This is a genomic window from Paenibacillus sp. FSL R5-0407, from assembly GCF_038009185.1.
Taxonomy (GTDB): Bacteria; Bacillota; Bacilli; order Paenibacillales; family Paenibacillaceae; genus Fontibacillus; species Fontibacillus vini.
On sequence record NZ_JBBPAX010000001.1, the window covers coordinates 4000001 to 4018962 of the forward strand.

Genomic DNA, 18962 nt, shown 5'->3' on the forward strand with positions numbered 1-18962 from the left:
CAGGGAGCTTGCTCTCTGGGGTTGTGGGACGTCTCACATGGAGTTACAAAGGAACAGGGTAGACGAAGAGGTCTGGAAAGGCCCGCCAAAGAAGGTAAAAGCCCTGTAATCGAAATTCTGTTCCCTCCGAGACGGATCCCGAGTAGTGCGGGGCACGTGAAACCCCGTATGAATCTGCCAGGACCATCTGGTAAGGCTAAATACTCCCTAGTGACCGATAGTGAAGCAGTACCGTGAGGGAAAGGTGAAAAGCACCCCGGAAGGGGAGTGAAAAAGAACCTGAAACCGTGTGCTTACAAGAAGTCAGAGCCCGATCTATGGGTGATGGCGTGCCTTTTGTAGAATGAACCGGCGAGTTACGTTTGCAAGCAAGGTTAAGCCGAGAAGGTGGAGCCGCAGCGAAAGCGAGTCTGAATAGGGCGATTAAGTTTGTAGGCGTAGACCCGAAACCGTGTGATCTACCCCTGTCCAGGGTGAAGGTGCGGTAACACGCACTGGAGGCCCGAACCCACGTATGTTGAAAAATGCGGGGATGAGGTGGGGGTAGCGGAGAAATTCCAATCGAACTCGGAGATAGCTGGTTCTCCCCGAAATAGCTTTAGGGCTAGCCTCGGAAAGAAGAGTAGTGGAGGTAGAGCACTGATTGGGTGCGGGGCCCGCCAAGGGTTACCAAGCTCAGTCAAACTCCGAATGCCATATACTTTTATCCGGGAGTCAGACAGTGAGTGCTAAGATCCATTGTCAAAAGGGAAACAGCCCAGACCATCAGCTAAGGTCCCCAAGTGTGTGTTAAGTGGGAAAGGATGTGGAGTTGCACAGACAACCAGGATGTTGGCTTAGAAGCAGCCACCATTTAAAGAGTGCGTAATAGCTCACTGGTCGAGTGACTCTGCGCCGAAAATGTAACGGGGCTAAACACACCACCGAAGCTATGGCTTGAATCGACTTCACTGCTTCTTTGAGGGAGTGAAGACCCAAGTGACATTTTTGCCGAAAGCAAACCTGTTAGAGGTTTCGGCTAAATGCTTCCAGGGGATAAACACACTTCGAAGCTGGAGTGAAGTCGATTCAGGGGTAGGGGAGCGTTGTATGTAGGTTGAAGGTGTACCGTAAGGAGCGCTGGACAGCATACAAGTGAGAATGCCGGTATGAGTAACGAAAAGATCAGTGAGAATCTGATCCGCCGAAAGCCTAAGGGTTCCTGAGGAAGGTTCGTCCGCTCAGGGTAAGTCGGGACCTAAGGCGAGGCCGAAAGGCGTAGTCGAAGGACAACAGGTTGAAATTCCTGTACCACCGTAAACCGTTATGAGCAATGGGGTGACGCAGTAGGGTAGTGACGCGAGCTGATGGATGCTCGTCCAAGCAGTGAGGCTGATGTGTAGGCAAATCCGCACATCGATAAGGCTGGGCTGTGATGGGGAGGGAAAATTTACAGTACCGAAGGTCATGATCTCACACTGCCAAGAAAAGCCTCTAGCCAGGTGAAGGTGCCCGTACCGCAAACCGACACAGGTAGGCGAGAAGAGAATTCTAAGGCGCGCGGAAGAACTCTCGTTAAGGAACTCGGCAAAATGACCCCGTAACTTCGGGAGAAGGGGTGCCCCGGTAGTGTGAATAGCACGAGGGGGCCGCAGTGAAAAGGCCCAAGCGACTGTTTAGCAAAAACACAGGTCTGTGCGAAGCCGCAAGGCGAAGTATACGGGCTGACGCCTGCCCGGTGCTGGAAGGTTAAGGGGAGTGGTTAGGGGTAACCCGAAGCTATGAACTGAAGCCCCAGTAAACGGCGGCCGTAACTATAACGGTCCTAAGGTAGCGAAATTCCTTGTCAGGTAAATTCTGACCCGCACGAATGGCGTAACGACTTGGGCGCTGTCTCAACGAGAGATCCGGTGAAATTTTAATACCTGTGAAGATGCAGGTTACCCGCGACAAGACGGAAAGACCCCATGGAGCTTTACTGCAGCTTGATATTGGACTTTGATACGATTTGTACAGGATAGGTGGGAGCCTAAGAAGCCGGAGCGCCAGCTTCGGTGGAGGCGCCGTTGGGATACCACCCTGATCGTATTGGAGTTCTAACCTGGTACCGTGATCCGGTGCGGGGACAGTGTCAGGCGGGCAGTTTGACTGGGGCGGTCGCCTCCTAAAGAGTAACGGAGGCGCCCCAAGGTTCCCTCAGAATGGTTGGAAATCATTCGAAGAGTGCAAAGGCATAAGGGAGCTTGACTGCGAGACTGACAAGTCGAGCAGGGACGAAAGTCGGGCTTAGTGATCCGGTGGTACCGCATGGAAGGGCCATCGCTCAACGGATAAAAGCTACCCTGGGGATAACAGGCTTATCTCCCCCAAGAGTCCACATCGACGGGGAGGTTTGGCACCTCGATGTCGGCTCATCGCATCCTGGGGCTGAAGTAGGTCCCAAGGGTTGGGCTGTTCGCCCATTAAAGCGGTACGCGAGCTGGGTTCAGAACGTCGTGAGACAGTTCGGTCCCTATCTGTCGTGGGCGTAGGAAATTTGAGAGGAGCTGTCCTTAGTACGAGAGGACCGGGATGGACGCACCGCTGGTGCACCAGTTGTTCCGCCAGGAGCATAGCTGGGTAGCTACGTGCGGACGGGATAAGCGCTGAAAGCATCTAAGCGTGAAGCCCCCCTCAAGATGAGATTTCCCAACTAGTAAGACCCCTTGAAGACCACGAGGTTGATAGGCCTGAGGTGGAAGTGCAGCAATGTATGGAGCTGACAGGTACTAATCGGTCGAGGGCTTATCCAAATTTCTAATGCAAATTTAAGTTTCGTATCCAGTTTTCAAGGATTAACACCTTGAATTTATGGCTTGGAGAGATACCCAAGTGGCTATAAGGGGACCCTCTGCTAAGGGGTTAGACTGCGTAAGCGGTGCGAGGGTTCGAATCCCTCTCTCTCCGCCATTTGTACAAGCTTAATATTATTAATATGGCGGTGTAGCTCAGCTGGCTAGAGCGTACGGTTCATACCCGTGAGGTCGGGGGTTCGATCCCCTCCGCCGCTACCATATTACCCAGGAGGCTTAGCTCAGCTGGGAGAGCATCTGCCTTACAAGCAGAGGGTCGGGGGTTCGATCCCCTCAGCCTCCACCATTTCATATTTCACAACATGCCGTTGTAGCTCAATTGGTAGAGCAACTGACTTGTAATCAGTAGGTTGGGGGTTCAAGTCCTCTCGACGGCACCATCTTTACCAAATGCGGAGCCGTGGTGTAGAGGCCTAACATGCCTGCCTGTCACGCAGGAGACCGCGGGTTCGAATCCCGTCGGCTCCGCCATTTTTTACAGAATGTATATTTCCACAATGAAGTGGGAAAGTTACCAACTTAACCGCTTTATTTTTTTGACCAATTTCATATGGCTCGGTAGCTCAGTCGGTAGAGCAGAGGACTGAAAATCCTCGTGTCGGCGGTTCGATTCCGTCCCGAGCCACTTTATGTTACTTAAGACTACGGTCTTAATGCAGCATAACCCTGGAGGCTTAGTGAAGTGGCTAAACACGGCAGACTGTAAATCTGCTCTCTACGAGTTCGGTGGTTCGAATCCATCAGCCTCCACCATTTCTTTTGAGCCATTAGCTCAGTTGGTAGAGCACCTGACTTTTAATCAGGGTGTCGAAGGTTCGAGTCCTTCATGGCTCATGTCAAAAGTCGTCAACTTCGGTTGGCGGCTTTTTGTGTTTTACTAATATAAATACCGGCTGACAGATCGGCGGCATTATCGTAACCCGGACAGGTTATGCTAAAATAGCATTAATAATCATAATTCATGGAGTGGAAGGGCAACGGGTATGGAAATGAATTCGCTGAAACAACAGGTGGAGGAAATCTCGGGCATTCCTTTAACCGTGATGGAGTTGGGGATGACGGAATGGGAGTCATTAGCGGCGAAGGCTGGTGAAGTTGCCAATGGCTCGCATAATGGCTTGATACGGTTGGATAACCGGTATATTTGGTTATGGAAAAGAAAAAGTACGTCGTCGGTACAAATCCTTGAAGCGGATGCGGCAAGCTTAACGGAAGTCGAGGCGAAGCTTATCGGGCTATTGATTGCTGGAACGCACGACACCGGGAAGGCCGCGCCAGCCAAAAAAGATGAGGAGTCCCGGAGCATCGAGCTTGGTGTTTGGATTGAGGAATGTCTGGATCGCGAGGATCTGCATGCCGCGGTACCGGAGAATATGGCCTTGAAATCCCGGTTGCAGACGCCAATGCTGCCTTTTCTCGTAAGTTGGGAGAATCGTGCCGGTCAAGGCGTAGCATTTTCCAAGCTGTACAAATTGCTGAGGAGTTATTTCGGCGGTGACTTGCTGCTGATACCTATAAAAGAAGATTGGATGATTCTAGTAAGCGAAGCCTTACTGACAGATCTGCGGGAAGAGAGCGAAGAAGGAGCCGACAACGAAAGGGATTTGCTCGGTGCCTTGTGCCAAGGACTTTATGAGTTGATTTCAAATGAATGGGTTGGGGGAGGCTGTCATTTAGCCGTCCACGAACTGATTTCAGGCGATCATCATATTGCCCGGGCGGCTTTGGCATTGCGGGAAACGTTAAGGATCGGACATCTGTTCGACGTGACCGAGCATATTCATTTACCTTGGGAGCTACAATTGGAACGGTTAGTATCCAGTATTCCGGCAGAAGATCGCGAACGTTTCATTAATGAGACGAGCGGACATCAAGGTATCTTTGCGGATGAAGAAATGAGGACAACACTGGAAACCTTCTTTCAAATGGACTGCAATGTAAGCGAGACGGCAAAGCGGCTTTATATTCATCGGAATACGTTGATGTACCGGATCGATAAGATCAAACAGGAAACAGGACTGGATGTCCGGACCTTTCGTGACGCGGTATTAATCAACCTGGAATTACTATTGTACAAAGTGACAAAAAGAGCCTAATGTTTTTTGTGCAGTTTGTGCATAGCGGTTTTCCGCCCGAATAGGTAATATATAAATATGAATTGTATCCGATTTCATTTTTAGATTAATACTCTAAAATTAACTTATTAGGAGGCCAAACCCATGGCAGGCGTACGCTTAGAACACATTTATAAGAAATATGCAGGCGCAGACAAAGCAACTGTAATTGACGTAAATCTTGATATTGCTGATAAAGAATTCCTCGTATTGGTAGGACCTTCCGGTTGCGGTAAGTCGACTACCTTGCGTATGATTGCAGGTCTGGAAGAAATCTCCGAAGGTAAATTGTACATCGGCGACCGCGTCGTGAACGACGTAGCTCCTAAAGACCGCGATATCGCGATGGTATTCCAATCCTACGCTTTGTATCCGCATATGAACGTTTATCAAAACATGGCGTTCGGTTTGAAACTGCGTAAAGTGAAGAAAGAAGAAATCGATCAACGCGTTCGCGAAGCAGCTAAAATTCTCGATATCGAGCATTTGCTTGATCGTAAACCAAAAGCTCTTTCCGGTGGTCAGCGTCAACGGGTAGCCTTGGGCCGCGCTATTGTCCGCGATCCACAAGTCTTCCTCATGGACGAACCACTTTCAAACTTGGATGCTAAACTGCGTGGTCAAATGCGCGCGGAAATCACTAAGCTGGTTAAACGTCTTGAAACTACTTGCATTTACGTAACACATGACCAAACAGAAGCTATGACGATGGGTGACCGGATCGTAGTTATGCAAGACGGTATCATTCAACAAGCTGCTTCTCCTGAAGAACTGTACAACCAACCGCAAAACATCTTCGTTGCCGGATTTATCGGATCCCCAACGATGAACTTCATCAACGGTACGCTGGTTGAACAAAACGGTGCGGTTTACTTCCAATCCGACTTCGCAAAAGTAGAAGTACCACAAGGTAAAGCTGTAGTTCTGAAGGAAAAAGGATATGTAAACGGTAAAGAAGTTATCATGGGCGTGCGTCCAGAAGATATCCATGAAGAGCCAATCTTCTTGGAAGGATCCCCTAACACGATCTTTACTGCAAACGTAGACGTAACCGAGAACCTGGGTCATGAAATGTTGCTCTACTTGGCAAGCAGTTCTTCCCTGATCGCTCGCGTAGACGGACGTTCCAATACTCGCGAAGGCGACAACGTGAAATTGGCCATCGATATGAACAAAATTCATATCTTCGACAAAGAAACCGAATTGAACGTATTCTTCTCCTAATCGATAAGAATCGACATAAGAACCGCCCTTCGGGGCGGTTTTTTAATTTTACTTTTTGGGGCTGTGATTGATTTACAGCGTAATTTCCTTTACGATGAATACATTGACAGGAATGAAGGATGAAGCGGATTTTTACATATTATCGCAGGCCGGGTCCGCAAGTGGGTAGGATTACCCAGTAAACTTAACGGAAGGCCATTTCGGAAAGGAAGAACACCATGGCTAAAAAAGTAAAAGTATCTGAATTGGTTCACCAATTCGGGCTGGAGGTTGTTTCCGGGGAACAGGGGCTGAAACGGGTTATTACCGTGGATGACTTGTATCGTCCGGGTCTTGAGATGGCTGGTTATTTCGAGTATCACCCGCCTGAGCGCGTGCAAATTCTCGGCAAAACCGAGCTGGCCTTCTATGAGACGCTTCCTTTGGACGAACGGAAAGACCGGATGGAACGCCTATGCAGCAGCGAGGAATTGCCTTGTATCATCGTCACGAGATCTTGGGAAGTTCCGCAAGAATTAATCGATATCAGCTCCGAGAAGAACATCCCCGTATTGCGCAGCAGTATGGCCACAACGATCCTTTCCAGCCGGATCACCAGCTTCCTGGAACGGAAACTGGCTCCAACAGCGACGATCCATGGGGTACTCGTGGATGTTTACGGTGTCGGCATGCTGATTACCGGTACCAGCGGTATCGGGAAAAGCGAAACGGCGCTCGAATTGGTTAAACGCGGCCATCGCCTGATTGCCGATGATGCAGTGGAAATCCGTCAGACGTCGGATAATCAGCTGCACGGCTCGGCACCTGAGTTGATCCGCCATTTGCTCGAGATCCGGGGAGTAGGTATCATCAACGTAATGACCTTGTTCGGAGCCGGTGCGATCCGGAACAACAAGCGGATTACGCTGGTAGTCCGACTGGAAGCATGGCAGCAGGAGAAGCAGTACGACCGCTTGGGTCTGGACGAAGAGACCACGCGGATTATCGACACCGATGTGCCTTTGGTTACGATTCCAGTTCGCCCGGGACGAAACCTGGCGGTAATTATTGAAGTGGCCGCCATGAACTTCCGTCTGAAACGGATGGGATACAATGCCGCCCTGCAATTTACGACGAAGCTGACAGAGACGATTGCTGAAGATATCGACGATTTGGATTAGGAGCGTGAATGATGGGTACCTTGTTATTGAACCCGATCGCTTTTTCGATCGGTAGTCTTGAAGTACATTGGTATGGATTAATCTTAGGCTTCGGAGCTTTGATGGGGCTGGTGTTTGCCATATGGGAAGGGAAACGATTCAAAATTCCACAGGAGTTCTTCATGGACTTGCTGCTATTGGGAGTTCCTTCGGCCATCATCGCGGCACGGATCTACTTTGTAGCCTTTATGTGGGATGACTATAAGAACAACCTGCTCGATATTTTTAAAATATGGAATGGCGGTATCGCTATATATGGCGCCCTCATCGGTGCGATTATTTGTGCGGTCATCTTTACGCGTCGACGGGGTTACAACTTCTGGCGAATCGCCGATATATGTGCGCCATCGCTCCTTATTGGCCAATTGATCGGCCGATGGGGCAACTTTGTCAATCAGGAGGCGTATGGCGGTCCGACAACCGAGGGCTTCTTGAGCGACTATTTGCATTTACCTTCATTTATTGTGAATCAAATGAATGTTCAAGGTACCTTCCATCACCCTACCTTCTTGTATGAATCTCTATGGAATCTCGTAGGGCTGGTTATCCTGATCATTTTGCGGAGACAGAAGTTTTTGCGGGCAGGGGAATTATTCTTCTCCTATTTCATCTGGTATTCGATCGGCCGCTTCTTTATCGAAGCGCTTAGAACGGACAGCCTGGCTTTCCAAGGCGCAGACTGGCTTGCTTCCTTCGTGAATGGATTGTGGACGCCTATGACTTGGATGGGCTTCGAACAGGGCTATCTGGCTCCGTCTTACGGGAATGTCCGAATATCGCAATTGTTGGCTATTCTTTTCGTAGTTGTAGCTGTAGCCATGATCATCATCCGCCGCAGAACCGTAAGGGATCTGCCGCGGTACTGCGACCCGATCGTTTCAACGCGGGTAAAAGAGGTGGAGAGCCTGACTTCCGCCCCTGTACAGGAGTCCCAGACTGCACATTCTAGTGAGGCATCCGCTGTAAAAGGGAACGAAGTTATCACCGAGGAGACAAAGGAATCAACGGAGAAATAAAGGAGCAACCGCTGCATGATTAACACCGTATTATTTGACCTTGATGGAACTATTATCGATACGAATGAACTGATCATCTCTACGTTCATGCATGTACTGGGCAGTCATTTTCCCCAACAGCCGTATACAAGGGAACAAATCATTCCGCATATGGGAATGACGCTGGAGCAACAGATGCAAACTTTTTCGGGGAGACAGGAAGTCGCCGAGCTGGTTGCAGACTATCGTTCCTACAATGGGCTGCATCATGACGCGATGGTTCGAGAGTTTCCCCGCGTGAATGAAGTCATCAGCACGCTGCATCAACGTGGTATCAAGATGGGCGTCGTAACGACAAAAATCAGACCAACGACCCTTCGGGCACTGGAACTGTTCGGACTCAAGCAATATATGGACACGATTGTGACGGTACAGGATGTGGAGCATCCGAAGCCGCATCCCGAGCCCGTATTAACGGCGGTGAAACAGCTGGGGGCGGATCCGTCCCGAACGCTCATGGTAGGGGACAGTGCGGCTGACATTCAGTCCGCGAAGGCGGCTGGGGTGAAGGCAGCTGGAGTTGCTTGGTCGCTGAAAGGCGCAGAAGTGTTAAGTCAATATGATCCGGATTATATCCTGCAGGACATGACCGATTTATACGGTGTGCTGGGATGGGAGTCAGTGGAAAAGTGAGAAAGGTCAAACGCTATCCGGTCGAGGGCCCAAACGCGTTATGGCAGCTCTATCGGACGGTAAGTCCGTGGAAGGGCGTCAAAAACTTTATTTTTATCCAGATCAGCAGGTATTGTCCGGTATTGTCCGTGAAAAATTGGATTTATCGAAGAATCCTTGGCATGAGAGTAGGGGAGCATACGGCCTTTGGCCTGATGGTCATGGTCGATGTATTTTATCCTGAGCTCATCACGATCGGCCGGAACTCGGTCATCGGATATAACACGACCATTCTGGCGCATGAGTATTTGATTAAAGAGTATCGGCTCGGCGAAGTGCGGATTGGCGATGAGGTATTGATCGGCGCCAATTCGACCATTCTGCCTGGAGTCACTATAGGTGATGGGGCTGTAGTGGCCGCCGGCTCGGTAGTGCATAAGGATGTAGCCGCAGGAACCTTCGTCGGGGGAAACCCGCTGCGGGTGCTGGAACGGAAAAACCCGGAGGGAGCCATTAACGGACCCGTTGAGACGGCGAAGACGTTTGACGGGGAGTAACGGGCAAAGATGTTTTGACTATTAGAAATAAGAGAGGCCTATGCGCATTGCGCATAGGCCTTTTTGAACGTCAGGTAAAAAATGTAGCAACTTACTTTCAGCATCGATTCAGCGCAAATTCAGTTTATGGGAGTAACCTATGAATCGTGGATATTGGTTACTGCGATGACTGGAATAGATAATGTAGTTCCCTAATTTTCCTGAATTAGGTATGATGGGATTAGAATTGGGATTGCGGTTTTAGGACATTTCAATATTTTCACAGCTTCATTTCAGCAGGATATAGGGTAACTAAATGGTATTAACTTACGTCTTGTTACATCGCAGAGGTAGTTAGCATCAGAGAGCCTATGAATACTGGGAGTTGATGACGTGAAGTCGAAGGTCAAGGAAAGATTGCCCCAGCTGGATCTGTTTCGGGCATTCGCCATATTTTGCGTGATTCAAGTGCATGCCTCTTCATTTGCGGCCGGGTGGCAAGCCTTGGATTCGTCCGCTTTTTACTTTTACAATTGGATGAACATCTTTTTTAGAATTGGGACAAGTTCGTTCATCTTTCTGAGCAGTTTCGTTTTGTTCTACAACTATTATGATAAGCCGGTAAGTAAGAGCCTGATCGGTCGGTTCTATAAAAAAAGACTAACCTACATTATCCTGCCTTATTTGCTCGTATCCTTCTGTTATTTTCTTGTGGCAGTCTGGATCCAAAGGGATTTCCTCGATCATTCGGTCACGGAACTGCTTCAACTGCTGGGGATCAAGCTATTGACGGGCAGTGCATATACACATTTATATTTTATTTTTATTAACATTCAATTTTACATTCTGTTTCCGCTGCTGCTTTGGTTAATTCAGTCTCTGGGCAAGAGCAGGGTAGCTGTCGCATGGGTTCTTCCCGCAGGACTGGCGATTCAATGGGCCTTTTTCTTCTGGAATAAATATCAGTTGGAGCTTCCCAACAAAGGGAGTTATGCTCCTTCGTATATGTCCTTTTACATGCTGGGTGCCGTGCTGGCGATTTACTTCGATAAAATCAAAGGTTGGCTGACCACGGGGGGGAAACAAGCTACCAGGCTTCAAAAGGTATTCACCTTATCGCTTTGGGGGAGCTGGCTGATCATGGCGTTTGTCGACGTGCAGCTGTACTATGGATTCCGAAAAAAACTATATTTGCCGGATACGACTACGTTTGAGCTTGTATGGAACATCCATTTGCTGCTCTCTGCGGTCGTACTGTTAAAAGGAGCCTTTCTGCTTTACCGTAAGGGCTCGGCTTTCTGGGTGAAGGCGATGACCCGCTTGGGCCAGCTATCCTTCGCCATCTATCTGTTCCATCCGTTTGTCCTGCTGATCTACCGGAAATTCCGCAATCGTTTGGCGGGAGAGGATTTTTCGCTGGCTTATTTTTTCTTTATCATCGGCGGTTCGGTTTGCGCCTTGGTTCTGTCATGGGTGTTTGTGCAGTTCTGTTTCAAACGGCTTCCCTTCGCTTCCTGGTTCCTTGGAAATGTGCCGGATTCATTAAAGAAGAAGAAAAAGAAGATGTTGCCGGGGCAAGAAGACCACAGTTCCACCCCTACTGTAAATGTAAATATGTAAGGAGCGAAGCCGGCTTGGAAACAAGCCGGTTTTTGTGTGCGGGAAAAAGAATGGGGGCGGCCATGACATTCTATAATTTTCCTAATATACTAGGAGTACAGTTCGTTCCGGCACCGCCGGGACAAGCCTAAGCAGGCGTTGACGGTTCTGGAGCAAGTATGATAAGATATGCCATATTCTTTAATTTGGTAGTATGGTAGCACTTTAATATGATAAAGAAAACTTCGATATGAAAAAGTAACTCTATGTGGTGAGGTGAGCGTTTTGTCGAAACCGAAGGGCTTTGAAAAACCAGCCGGCGTTCGCGATTATCTGCCGTATGCGGCCGAGAAGCTGCGGGCGATCGAGCGCAGTGTGCTGGATTGCATGTCCGGCTGGGGCTATCGTCAAATCCTGACGCCGACGATGGAATATTACGATACGGTAGGCATGGCCAGCTCGACGTCGGACCGTAAGCTGTTTAAACTGCTCAACAATCGGGGAACTACGATGGTTCTCCGTTCGGATATGACGGCCCCGATCGCTCGGGTCGTTGCATCGATGCTGAAGGAGGAGCCTCTTCCGCTGCGGTTGTCTTATCACGCTAACGTGTTTCGCGCGATTGAAGAGGAAGCGGGCAAAGAGGCCGAGTTTTTTCAAACCGGCGTAGAGCTTGTTGGTGACGACTCCCCGGAGGCGGATGCGGAAGTGGTGGCCCTTGCGGTAGCTTCCCTGAAAGCGGCCGGAGTTACGTCCTTCAAGATTGCGCTGGGTCATGTCGGATTCCTGAACGGGCTGCTGGAAGACGCGGTACCCGGGCAGGAGGAGATCCGGGAAACGCTGAAGGAAGGGCTGCTTCACCGGGACTATGTTGGTTACCGCGAGACTTTGGCGGGCCTGTCCTTGTCGGAGGAACAGCGCGAAGAGCTGGAAGGCATCCTTCGGCTGCGCGGCGGGAAAGAGATTTGCCGCCAGGCGCTCGAGCTCAGCGGGAATCCACTGGCGCAGCATGCGGTTCAGCATCTGAGCGAGGTCTGGGACACATTGGAGGATTACGGCGTGGCACAGCACGTGATGATCGATCTGACGATGATCGGCGATTTCTCGTACTATACGGGCATGACGTTCGAAGGATATGCCGCCGAGCTGGGCTTCCCGGTATGCAGCGGCGGACGCTACGACAACCTGCTGCAGCAGTTTGGGCGTCCGGCACCGGCAACGGGCTTCTCGCTTAAGACCAACCGGATTCTTGACGGAGTGGATGGTATCAAGCCGGAGCGGGAGCTGCCGGTGCTGATGCAGTATGATGCGGCGAACCGCAAGCTGGCGTTTGACGAAGCTGCGCAGCTGCGCGGTGAAGGACGCAGCGTAGTGATGCGCCATGTCGAAGGGCCGGAGAATGTGCTAAGCGATACGATTGCCAGGGAAGTCCGGACGGGGCCGCTGGGCCCGGCATACGGCGAGATCCGGACTTATACGAGCTTTTAGGGAGGACGGAAAGATGTTGATCATCTTTGCGATGAAGCTGTCTTCTCCGCAGCAAATTAACCGGAAAAACTACAGTTAATTTGCTGGACACGAGCAGTTAAGGATAAATAACTGGAAAAAATACAGTTATTTCATGGATTCTCGAGAGTTTGATCGGTTATTTGGGGTATTAACTGTAGATTTTCCATCTAATCGTTAAAATTGGCTGCTTAGAGAGAATTTAGCTGCAGATTTTCCAGTTAATTGTGATGGGGACCAATAGTTGAGAGTAGTAGCCCGCCTACAATGGAGTGTTGGTTGGAATAGCTGATGCTAGTGAGGCAAATGAGGCGAATGGACATTAATTGTAATACTGTGGTCGAAAGGAGGCTGATCTGTCTTGGGCGAAATTATAAAGGTTGCTATGCCTAAAGGGCGTATTTATAAAAAAGCGTCGGCCTTGTTCCGCGAGGCGGGGATTCAAATTCCGGATGATGTGGATGAATCCCGAAAACTGGTCATTCCGCTGCCGGAGATCGGTATGGAGTTCATTCTGGCTAAGCCGGTCGACGTGCCTACATATGTGGAATACGGAGTAGCTGACATCGGGATCGTTGGTAAAGACGTGCTGATGGAAGAGAATCGGGACGTATACGAACTGCTGGACCTCGGGATTGCCCGTTGCCGGATGTCCGTTATTGCGCTGCCGGATTGGAAGCCGGGGATTCACCAGCGTGTGGCGACGAAGTATCCGAATGTCGCATCTCAGTATTTTCGCGAGCATGGGCAGCAGGTGGAGGTCATTAAGCTGAACGGCTCCATCGAGCTGGCGCCGCTGATCGGTCTGGCGGACCGGATCGTCGATATGGTCGAAACGGGTCAGACGCTTCGCGAGAATGGATTGGTGGAGCTCGAAAGTATCTTTGAAATTACAAGCCGGCTGGTGGCCAACCGCGTCAGCTATCGGATGAAAAATGCGGAGATTCAAGCGGTATGCGATGCACTCGAAAAGGCCATTGCAGCGAAAAGCGAAGTGTAAGTAGGGGAGTTTGCCGCTAAGGAGCAAGCAGGAAACATAAACAAGATACAAGTAAAGAAGATATAAGGAAGTTCAAAGATAAGGAATGACGGAAGCCGGGGAGGGCTGCGGGATGAAAATCGTAAAGGCACAGGAATTTGATCTGCGGCGGGAGGTCGAATACGGATCGGCGGAGCAAAATGAAGCGGTCCGGACCATCGTCTTGGATGTGAAAAATGAAGGAGATGCCGCTCTGCTGCGGTATACGGAGAAGTTCGACGGCGTGAAGCTGGAAACGGCCGGACTGCGGGTGACGCAGGAGGAGCTGCAGGCGGCGTACAGCCAGGTGGAGCCATCGTTTGTCGAGGCTATTTCGGCGGCTGCGGCGAATATACGATCTTTTCATACGAGACAGAAGCGCAACTCCTGGATGGATTTGCAGCCGGACGGCACTCTTCTCGGTCAAATCATCCGCCCGCTCAAGCGGGTGGGCGTGTATGTGCCGGGCGGCAAAGCATCGTACCCTTCCTCGGTGCTGATGAACGTCATTCCGGCACAAGTTGCCGGCGTGCGGGAGATCGTGATGGTCACGCCGCCGGCCACCGGCGGGAAAGCGGGTATCGACCCGTATATCCTCGTCGCGGCGGCCGAAGCCGGCGTGCACGAAATTTACCGGGTCGGGGGAGCGCAGGCCATAGCTGCGCTGGCCTATGGCACAGATACGATTGCGCCGGTCGATAAGATCTGCGGACCGGGCAACATTTACGTCGCGCTGGCGAAGCGCGAAGTGTACGGCGTGGTCGACATCGACAGCATCGCCGGGCCGAGCGAGATCGCCGTGCTGGCGGACGACAGCGCCGATCCGGCCTACGTGGCGGCGGACCTGCTGTCGCAGGCCGAGCATGACGAGATGGCCTCAGCGATCCTTGTGACGCCGTCCGAGGCTTTTGCCAAGGCATGTCAGGCGGAGGTGGAGCGCCAACTGGCGGAGTTGCCGCGCCGGGACATCGCCGGAGCGTCGGTTCGGGATTACGGCGCAGTCATTCTCGTCGATTCCGTGGAAGAGGGAATCGACGTTATCAATAAGCTGGCGCCGGAGCATTTTGAGCTCATCGTAGAGGAGCCGATGGCTTATCTCGGCTTGATCGAGAACGCCGGAGCTATATTCCTTGGACCATATAGCTCGGAGCCGGTGGGCGATTATTTTGCCGGACCGAACCATATTATTCCGACCAACGGCACGGCGCGGTTCTCGTCGCCGGTCGATGTGGACGATTTTATTAAAAAATCGAGTCTGATTTATTACAGCAAGGAAGCGCTGCTGCAAAACGGCGCGACGATCATGGAGCTGGCTCGTCGGGAAGGCCTGGAAGGCCATGCCCGGGCGATCGAGATCCGGCTGCTTAAAGAAGGAAAGGCGGGGGCGAACAATGACAACCAATAATTCGGAAGCGCGGGAACGCCGCGCGGAGATCAGCCGTAAAACGAACGAAACGGACATCAACCTGCAATTTGCGGTCGATGGCACCGGTCAATCGGAGCTGGAGACGGATGTGCCGTTTTTGAACCATATGCTGGATTTATTTACGAAGCACGGGCATTTTGATCTCTCGGTGCAGGCGCACGGGGATATCGATATCGATGATCATCACACGGTTGAGGATATCGGCATCTGTTTGGGGCAATGTCTCCGTGAGGCGCTCGGCGACAAGCGGGGCATCAAGCGTTACGCCAGCGTATTCATCCCGATGGATGAGGCGCTTGCGCAGGTCGTCATCGACGTCAGCAACCGGCCGCACTTTGAATATCGCGCGGAGTATCCGTCCGACCGGGTCGGCAGCTTCGACGTTCAACTCGTACACGAGTTCCTTTGGAAGCTGGCGCTCGAGGCACGGATCACACTGCACGTGATCGTGCATTACGGTCAGAACACGCACCACATGATCGAGGCCGTGTTCAAGGCGCTCGGCCGTGCTATCGATGAGGCGACGAGCCTGGATCCTCGCGTGACGGGCGTGCCGTCGACGAAGGGAGTGCTGTAGGTGACGATCGCAATTGTCGACTACGGCATGGGAAATTTGCACAGCGTCAGCAAGGCTGTCGAGCGGCTCGGCTACGAGGGGCTCGTCACCGGTGACGCTGATGCGATCTTGGGCGCCGACGGCGTGCTGCTGCCCGGCGTAGGCGCCTTCGGCGACGCGATGGAGCATCTCCGCGCGTCGGGGCTGGACGCCGTGGTGCGCCAGGCGGCCGCGGCGGGAGTGCCGCTGCTCGGCATTTGCCTCGGCATGCAGTTGCTCTTCAGCGAGAGCGAAGAGCATGGGCGGAACGAGGGGCTCGGCATTTTGCCGGGCAAGGCGGTGCGCTTTGCAGGAGGCAGCGCGGTAAGCGGCAGTGCCGATGCGGGCACCAGCGCTAGCGGCGATCATGGCGCCGCAGCGAGTGCCGGTGGCCCCATGGGCGGCCTGAAGGTGCCGCATATGGGCTGGAACCGGCTGGCGTTCCTGCAGCCGGATAGCCCGCTCCTGGCGGGCCTTGAGGAAGGACATGTATACTTCGTCCATTCCTATCACGTGCTGCCGGAGCGCCGGGAAGATCTGCTGGCCGTTACGGACTACGGCCATCCGGTTACGGCCATCGTGGGCCGCGGGAACGTATATGGCATGCAGTTCCATCCGGAAAAGAGCGGCGAGCTCGGCATGGCGCTGCTTCGCAACTTCCTGTCGCTGGCTGAGCGGAAATAGGTAACTAGACTACTATTTGAGTAAATGGCAAGTGGCGGAGGGTGGATCCCCTTGTTGGAGAATATCCAACGAAAAGGGTCCAAGTAGGCAGAGTGGGCTGATTCATTGGAGATTATCCAATGAGATGACCGAAATGTACCCGAATCGGGCTCGACAAGGCCAAAATGATTGGAGAATATCCAACCAGGCCACCAGCGTTGAGTGTTACAACGCAATTTCGTTGGAATTTTTCCAATGAAGGGAACTCCGCGACAAACTTTATATATAAAAGAACGGGAGGAAGAAACATGTCTTCATTCGTGATATACCCGGCGATCGACATCCGGGGAGGGAAATGTGTACGGCTTGTCCAGGGGGACTATGCCCGTGAGACGGTATACAATGAGAATCCGGTGGAAGTCGCCCGCTCTTGGGAAGCGCAAGGGGGAAGCTTCATCCATCTGGTCGATTTGGACGGAGCCAAAGCCGGGCATCCGGTGAATGATGCGCTCATCGGCGAGATCGCCCGCAGCGTGCAGGTGCCGGTTCAGGTCGGCGGCGGCCTGCGGACGCTGGCCGATGTAGAACGGCTGCTTGGCCTCGGCGTCAGCCGGGTCATTATCGGCACCGCGGCGATTGAAGACCGCGCCTTTACAGAGGCTGTGCTCGGTACCTACGGCGACAAGGTCGCCATCGGCATTGACGCGCGTAACGGATACGTGGCGACGCGCGGCTGGCTGGAGACCTCCGAGGTCCAAGCTGAAGTGTTGGCCAAAGAGCTTGCCTCCAAAGGGGCGGAGACTTTTATTTTCACCGATATCTCCCGGGACGGGATGATGCAAGGACCGAACGTGGAAGCCATTCGTTCGCTCGCTCAGGCTTCGGGACGCAAGGTGATTGCTTCCGGCGGAGTAACCGTGCAGGACGATCTTCTGAAACTGGCCGCTTACGCCGATCAAGGTATCGGCGGGGCCATTGTCGGCAAGGCGCTTTACACCGGCAATATTGACCTAGCGGCGGCGCTCGAAGCCATTTCATCGGCAGTGAAATAGAGAAGGGGAGTTGAGAGGACGATGCTGGCAAAACGAATCATTCCATGCCTGGACGTGAAGGACGGCAGGGTTGTGAAAGGCGTCAATTTCGTTAATCTCCGCGATGCCGGAGACCCGGTCGAATTGGCCGCGCTGTATGATCGCGAAGGGGCGGACGAGATTGTATTCCTCGATATTTCGGCTTCGAATGAAGGCCGGGCTACGATGATCGAAGTCGTCCGGCAGACTGCCGGAGAAATTGCGATTCCCTTCACGGTCGGGGGCGGGATCTCGCAAGTCGACGATATGAAACGCATTTTGCGGGCCGGGGCCGACAAAATCGGCATCAACACGGCGGCCGTCCTGAACCCTCAGCTGATCTCCGACGGAGCGCGCCGTTTTGGCTCCCAATGCATCGTTGTGGCGGTGGATGCCAAGTTCAATCCGGCGTGGGGGGAATGGGAAGTCTATACGCATGGCGGTCGCAAGGCATCCGGAATTAAAGCCCTGGATTGGGTCAAAGAAGCCGAGTCGCGGGGTGCGGGCGAGATTTTGCTGACGAGCATGGATGCCGATGGCACCAAGGACGGATTCGATCTGCCGCTTACGAGTGCGGTAAGCCGCTCGATAGGGATTCCGGTCATCGCTTCCGGAGGCGCTGGCAAGGCGGATGATTTTTATGAAGTATTCACGGAAGGACAGGCGGACGCTGCGCTGGCGGCGACGATTTTTCATTATAAAGAAATAGCAGTACCGGATTTAAAGAAGGACCTGAAGTCCAGAGGGGTGGAAATACGATGACACAAAACCAATCGCTGCAGCTTTCCCTGCCGCTGGAGGCGCTTGTGCAGGAGATCAAATGGGATGCGCACGGACTGGTTCCGGCCATCGTTCAGGATGCGTCCAGCAAAGAAGTGCTAATGCTCGCCTACATGAACCGGGAATCTTTAGGCAAATCGGTGGAAACCGGCCAAACCTGGTTCTGGAGCCGTTCCCGTTCCGAATTGTGGAATAAGGGCGCGACATCGGGCAACACCCAGCAAATTCGTGCGCTCCGCTATGATTGCGATGGGGATACGCTGCTTGTGGAAGTGGACCGTCAAGGACCGGCCTGCCATACCGGAGAGGATACGTGTTTCTTCCGTACGGCGGCCGTTGGGGCAGGCGACGCAGTACCCGGAGCATCTACCGGTTGGACTGAATTCGTTCCCGAAAATCAGGTTGTGCAAAGCACGGATCTTGGCAGCCGATTTGCGGTCCTGGACGAATTGGAGCGTCTGATCGCCGAACGTTACGCGGAACGACCGGAAGGCGCGTATACCACGTATTTGTTCGAGAAAGGCATCGATAAAATTTTGAAAAAAGTAGGCGAAGAGACCGCCGAATCCATCATCGCCGCCAAGAACGGGGATAACGACGAGCTGCGATACGAGGTTAGCGACTTGATCTATCATCTGTTGGTGCTGCTACGCGAGCGCAACTTACCGCTCGATGACATCATGCGCGAACTGGAGCGGCGTCATGAACGGCCGCGCCGCGACTAAGGCGGGGTG

15 protein-coding genes, 8 tRNA genes and 1 rRNA gene (1 of these 24 cut by a window edge) are annotated in these 18962 nt (G+C 52.4%); all 24 read left to right on the forward strand.

What is annotated here, in order from left to right; translation table 11 throughout:
* A 23S ribosomal RNA gene (locus NYE70_RS18930) occupies positions 1-2771 on the forward strand (it extends 277 nt beyond the left edge of the window).
* A 65-nt stretch (positions 2772-2836) separates the two neighbouring features.
* Positions 2837-2928 (forward strand) — tRNA-Ser (locus NYE70_RS18935).
* 27 nt (positions 2929-2955) lie between these two features.
* A tRNA-Met gene (locus NYE70_RS18940) sits at positions 2956-3032 on the forward strand.
* 9 nt (positions 3033-3041) lie between these two features.
* Positions 3042-3117 (forward strand) — tRNA-Val (locus NYE70_RS18945).
* An 18-nt stretch (positions 3118-3135) separates the two neighbouring features.
* Positions 3136-3211, forward strand: a tRNA-Thr gene (locus tag NYE70_RS18950).
* 14 nt (positions 3212-3225) lie between these two features.
* A tRNA-Asp gene (locus NYE70_RS18955) sits at positions 3226-3302 on the forward strand.
* A gap of 81 nt (positions 3303-3383) precedes the next feature.
* Positions 3384-3456: transfer RNA gene (locus NYE70_RS18960), tRNA-Phe, on the forward strand.
* 43 nt (positions 3457-3499) lie between these two features.
* Positions 3500-3584 (forward strand) — tRNA-Tyr (locus NYE70_RS18965).
* 8 nt (positions 3585-3592) lie between these two features.
* Positions 3593-3665: transfer RNA gene (locus NYE70_RS18970), tRNA-Lys, on the forward strand.
* Between the two features lie 149 nt (positions 3666-3814).
* Positions 3815-4927, forward strand: coding sequence for a PucR family transcriptional regulator (locus NYE70_RS18975; RefSeq protein ID WP_341047397.1), 1113 nt, complete (start codon positions 3815-3817; stop codon positions 4925-4927).
* A gap of 123 nt (positions 4928-5050) precedes the next feature.
* Positions 5051-6169 (forward strand): ABC transporter ATP-binding protein, encoded by a 1119-nt coding sequence (locus NYE70_RS18980; protein WP_211025086.1) that lies wholly within the window; start codon positions 5051-5053, stop codon positions 6167-6169.
* A gap of 218 nt (positions 6170-6387) precedes the next feature.
* On the forward strand, positions 6388-7329 hold the full coding sequence (gene hprK, locus NYE70_RS18985; protein ID WP_211025088.1) for an HPr(Ser) kinase/phosphatase: 942 nt from the start codon (positions 6388-6390) through the stop codon (positions 7327-7329).
* An 11-nt stretch (positions 7330-7340) separates the two neighbouring features.
* Positions 7341-8384, forward strand: a complete 1044-nt coding sequence (gene lgt, locus NYE70_RS18990; protein WP_290407893.1) for a prolipoprotein diacylglyceryl transferase — start codon at positions 7341-7343, stop codon at positions 8382-8384.
* Between the two features lie 15 nt (positions 8385-8399).
* On the forward strand, positions 8400-9056 hold the full coding sequence (gene ppaX, locus NYE70_RS18995) for a pyrophosphatase PpaX (RefSeq protein ID WP_211025092.1): 657 nt from the start codon (positions 8400-8402) through the stop codon (positions 9054-9056).
* Positions 9053-9592 carry an acyltransferase gene (locus NYE70_RS19000; protein ID WP_341047403.1) on the forward strand — a complete coding sequence of 180 codons (540 nt, stop codon included), beginning with the start codon at positions 9053-9055 and terminating at the stop codon, positions 9590-9592. The genes ppaX and NYE70_RS19000 overlap by 4 nt, the downstream gene beginning before the upstream one ends.
* 372 nt (positions 9593-9964) lie before the next feature.
* Positions 9965-11191, forward strand: a complete 1227-nt coding sequence (locus NYE70_RS19005; RefSeq protein ID WP_341047406.1) for an acyltransferase — start codon at positions 9965-9967, stop codon at positions 11189-11191.
* Positions 11192-11455: 264 nt separating this feature from the next.
* Positions 11456-12658 carry an ATP phosphoribosyltransferase regulatory subunit gene (locus NYE70_RS19010; RefSeq protein ID WP_211025098.1) on the forward strand — a complete coding sequence of 401 codons (1203 nt, stop codon included), beginning with the start codon at positions 11456-11458 and terminating at the stop codon, positions 12656-12658.
* Between the two features lie 379 nt (positions 12659-13037).
* Positions 13038-13676 (forward strand): ATP phosphoribosyltransferase, encoded by a 639-nt coding sequence (gene hisG, locus NYE70_RS19015; RefSeq protein WP_290407844.1) that lies wholly within the window; start codon positions 13038-13040, stop codon positions 13674-13676.
* 112 nt (positions 13677-13788) lie between these two features.
* A complete protein-coding gene (hisD, locus tag NYE70_RS19020; protein WP_341047407.1) occupies positions 13789-15099 on the forward strand; it encodes a histidinol dehydrogenase in 1311 nt (436 codons plus the stop codon).
* Entirely contained in the window at positions 15086-15697 is a 612-nt protein-coding gene (hisB, locus tag NYE70_RS19025) for an imidazoleglycerol-phosphate dehydratase HisB (protein WP_341047409.1), read from the forward strand. The genes hisD and hisB overlap by 14 nt, the downstream gene beginning before the upstream one ends.
* On the forward strand, positions 15698-16399 hold the full coding sequence (hisH, locus tag NYE70_RS19030) for an imidazole glycerol phosphate synthase subunit HisH (RefSeq protein WP_341047411.1): 702 nt from the start codon (positions 15698-15700) through the stop codon (positions 16397-16399).
* Between the two features lie 287 nt (positions 16400-16686).
* A complete protein-coding gene (gene hisA / locus NYE70_RS19035; protein WP_213656394.1) occupies positions 16687-17430 on the forward strand; it encodes a 1-(5-phosphoribosyl)-5-[(5-phosphoribosylamino)methylideneamino]imidazole-4-carboxamide isomerase in 744 nt (247 codons plus the stop codon).
* 21 nt (positions 17431-17451) lie between these two features.
* Positions 17452-18210: an imidazole glycerol phosphate synthase subunit HisF gene (gene hisF, locus NYE70_RS19040; protein WP_211025109.1), complete on the forward strand. Its 759-nt coding sequence runs from the start codon at positions 17452-17454 to the stop codon at positions 18208-18210.
* Positions 18207-18953 (forward strand): bifunctional phosphoribosyl-AMP cyclohydrolase/phosphoribosyl-ATP diphosphatase HisIE, encoded by a 747-nt coding sequence (gene hisIE / locus NYE70_RS19045; protein ID WP_341047414.1) that lies wholly within the window; start codon positions 18207-18209, stop codon positions 18951-18953. The genes hisF and hisIE overlap by 4 nt, the downstream gene beginning before the upstream one ends.
* Positions 18954-18962: the final 9 nt, after the last annotated feature.

Coding starts and splice junctions, on each gene's coding strand:
- hisA (WP_213656394.1), top strand. CDS start 16,687: ATGTCTTCATTCGTGATATACCCGGCGATCGACATCCGGGGAGGGAAA.
- lgt (WP_290407893.1), top strand. CDS start 7,341: ATGGGTACCTTGTTATTGAACCCGATCGCTTTTTCGATCGGTAGTCTT.
- hisIE (WP_341047414.1), top strand. CDS start 18,207: ATGACACAAAACCAATCGCTGCAGCTTTCCCTGCCGCTGGAGGCGCTT.
- hisB (WP_341047409.1), top strand. CDS start 15,086: ATGACAACCAATAATTCGGAAGCGCGGGAACGCCGCGCGGAGATCAGC.
- hisD (WP_341047407.1), top strand. CDS start 13,789: ATGAAAATCGTAAAGGCACAGGAATTTGATCTGCGGCGGGAGGTCGAA.
- hprK (WP_211025088.1), top strand. CDS start 6,388: ATGGCTAAAAAAGTAAAAGTATCTGAATTGGTTCACCAATTCGGGCTG.
- ppaX (WP_211025092.1), top strand. CDS start 8,400: ATGATTAACACCGTATTATTTGACCTTGATGGAACTATTATCGATACG.
- NYE70_RS18980 (WP_211025086.1), top strand. CDS start 5,051: ATGGCAGGCGTACGCTTAGAACACATTTATAAGAAATATGCAGGCGCA.
- NYE70_RS18975 (WP_341047397.1), top strand. CDS start 3,815: ATGGAAATGAATTCGCTGAAACAACAGGTGGAGGAAATCTCGGGCATT.
- hisF (WP_211025109.1), top strand. CDS start 17,452: ATGCTGGCAAAACGAATCATTCCATGCCTGGACGTGAAGGACGGCAGG.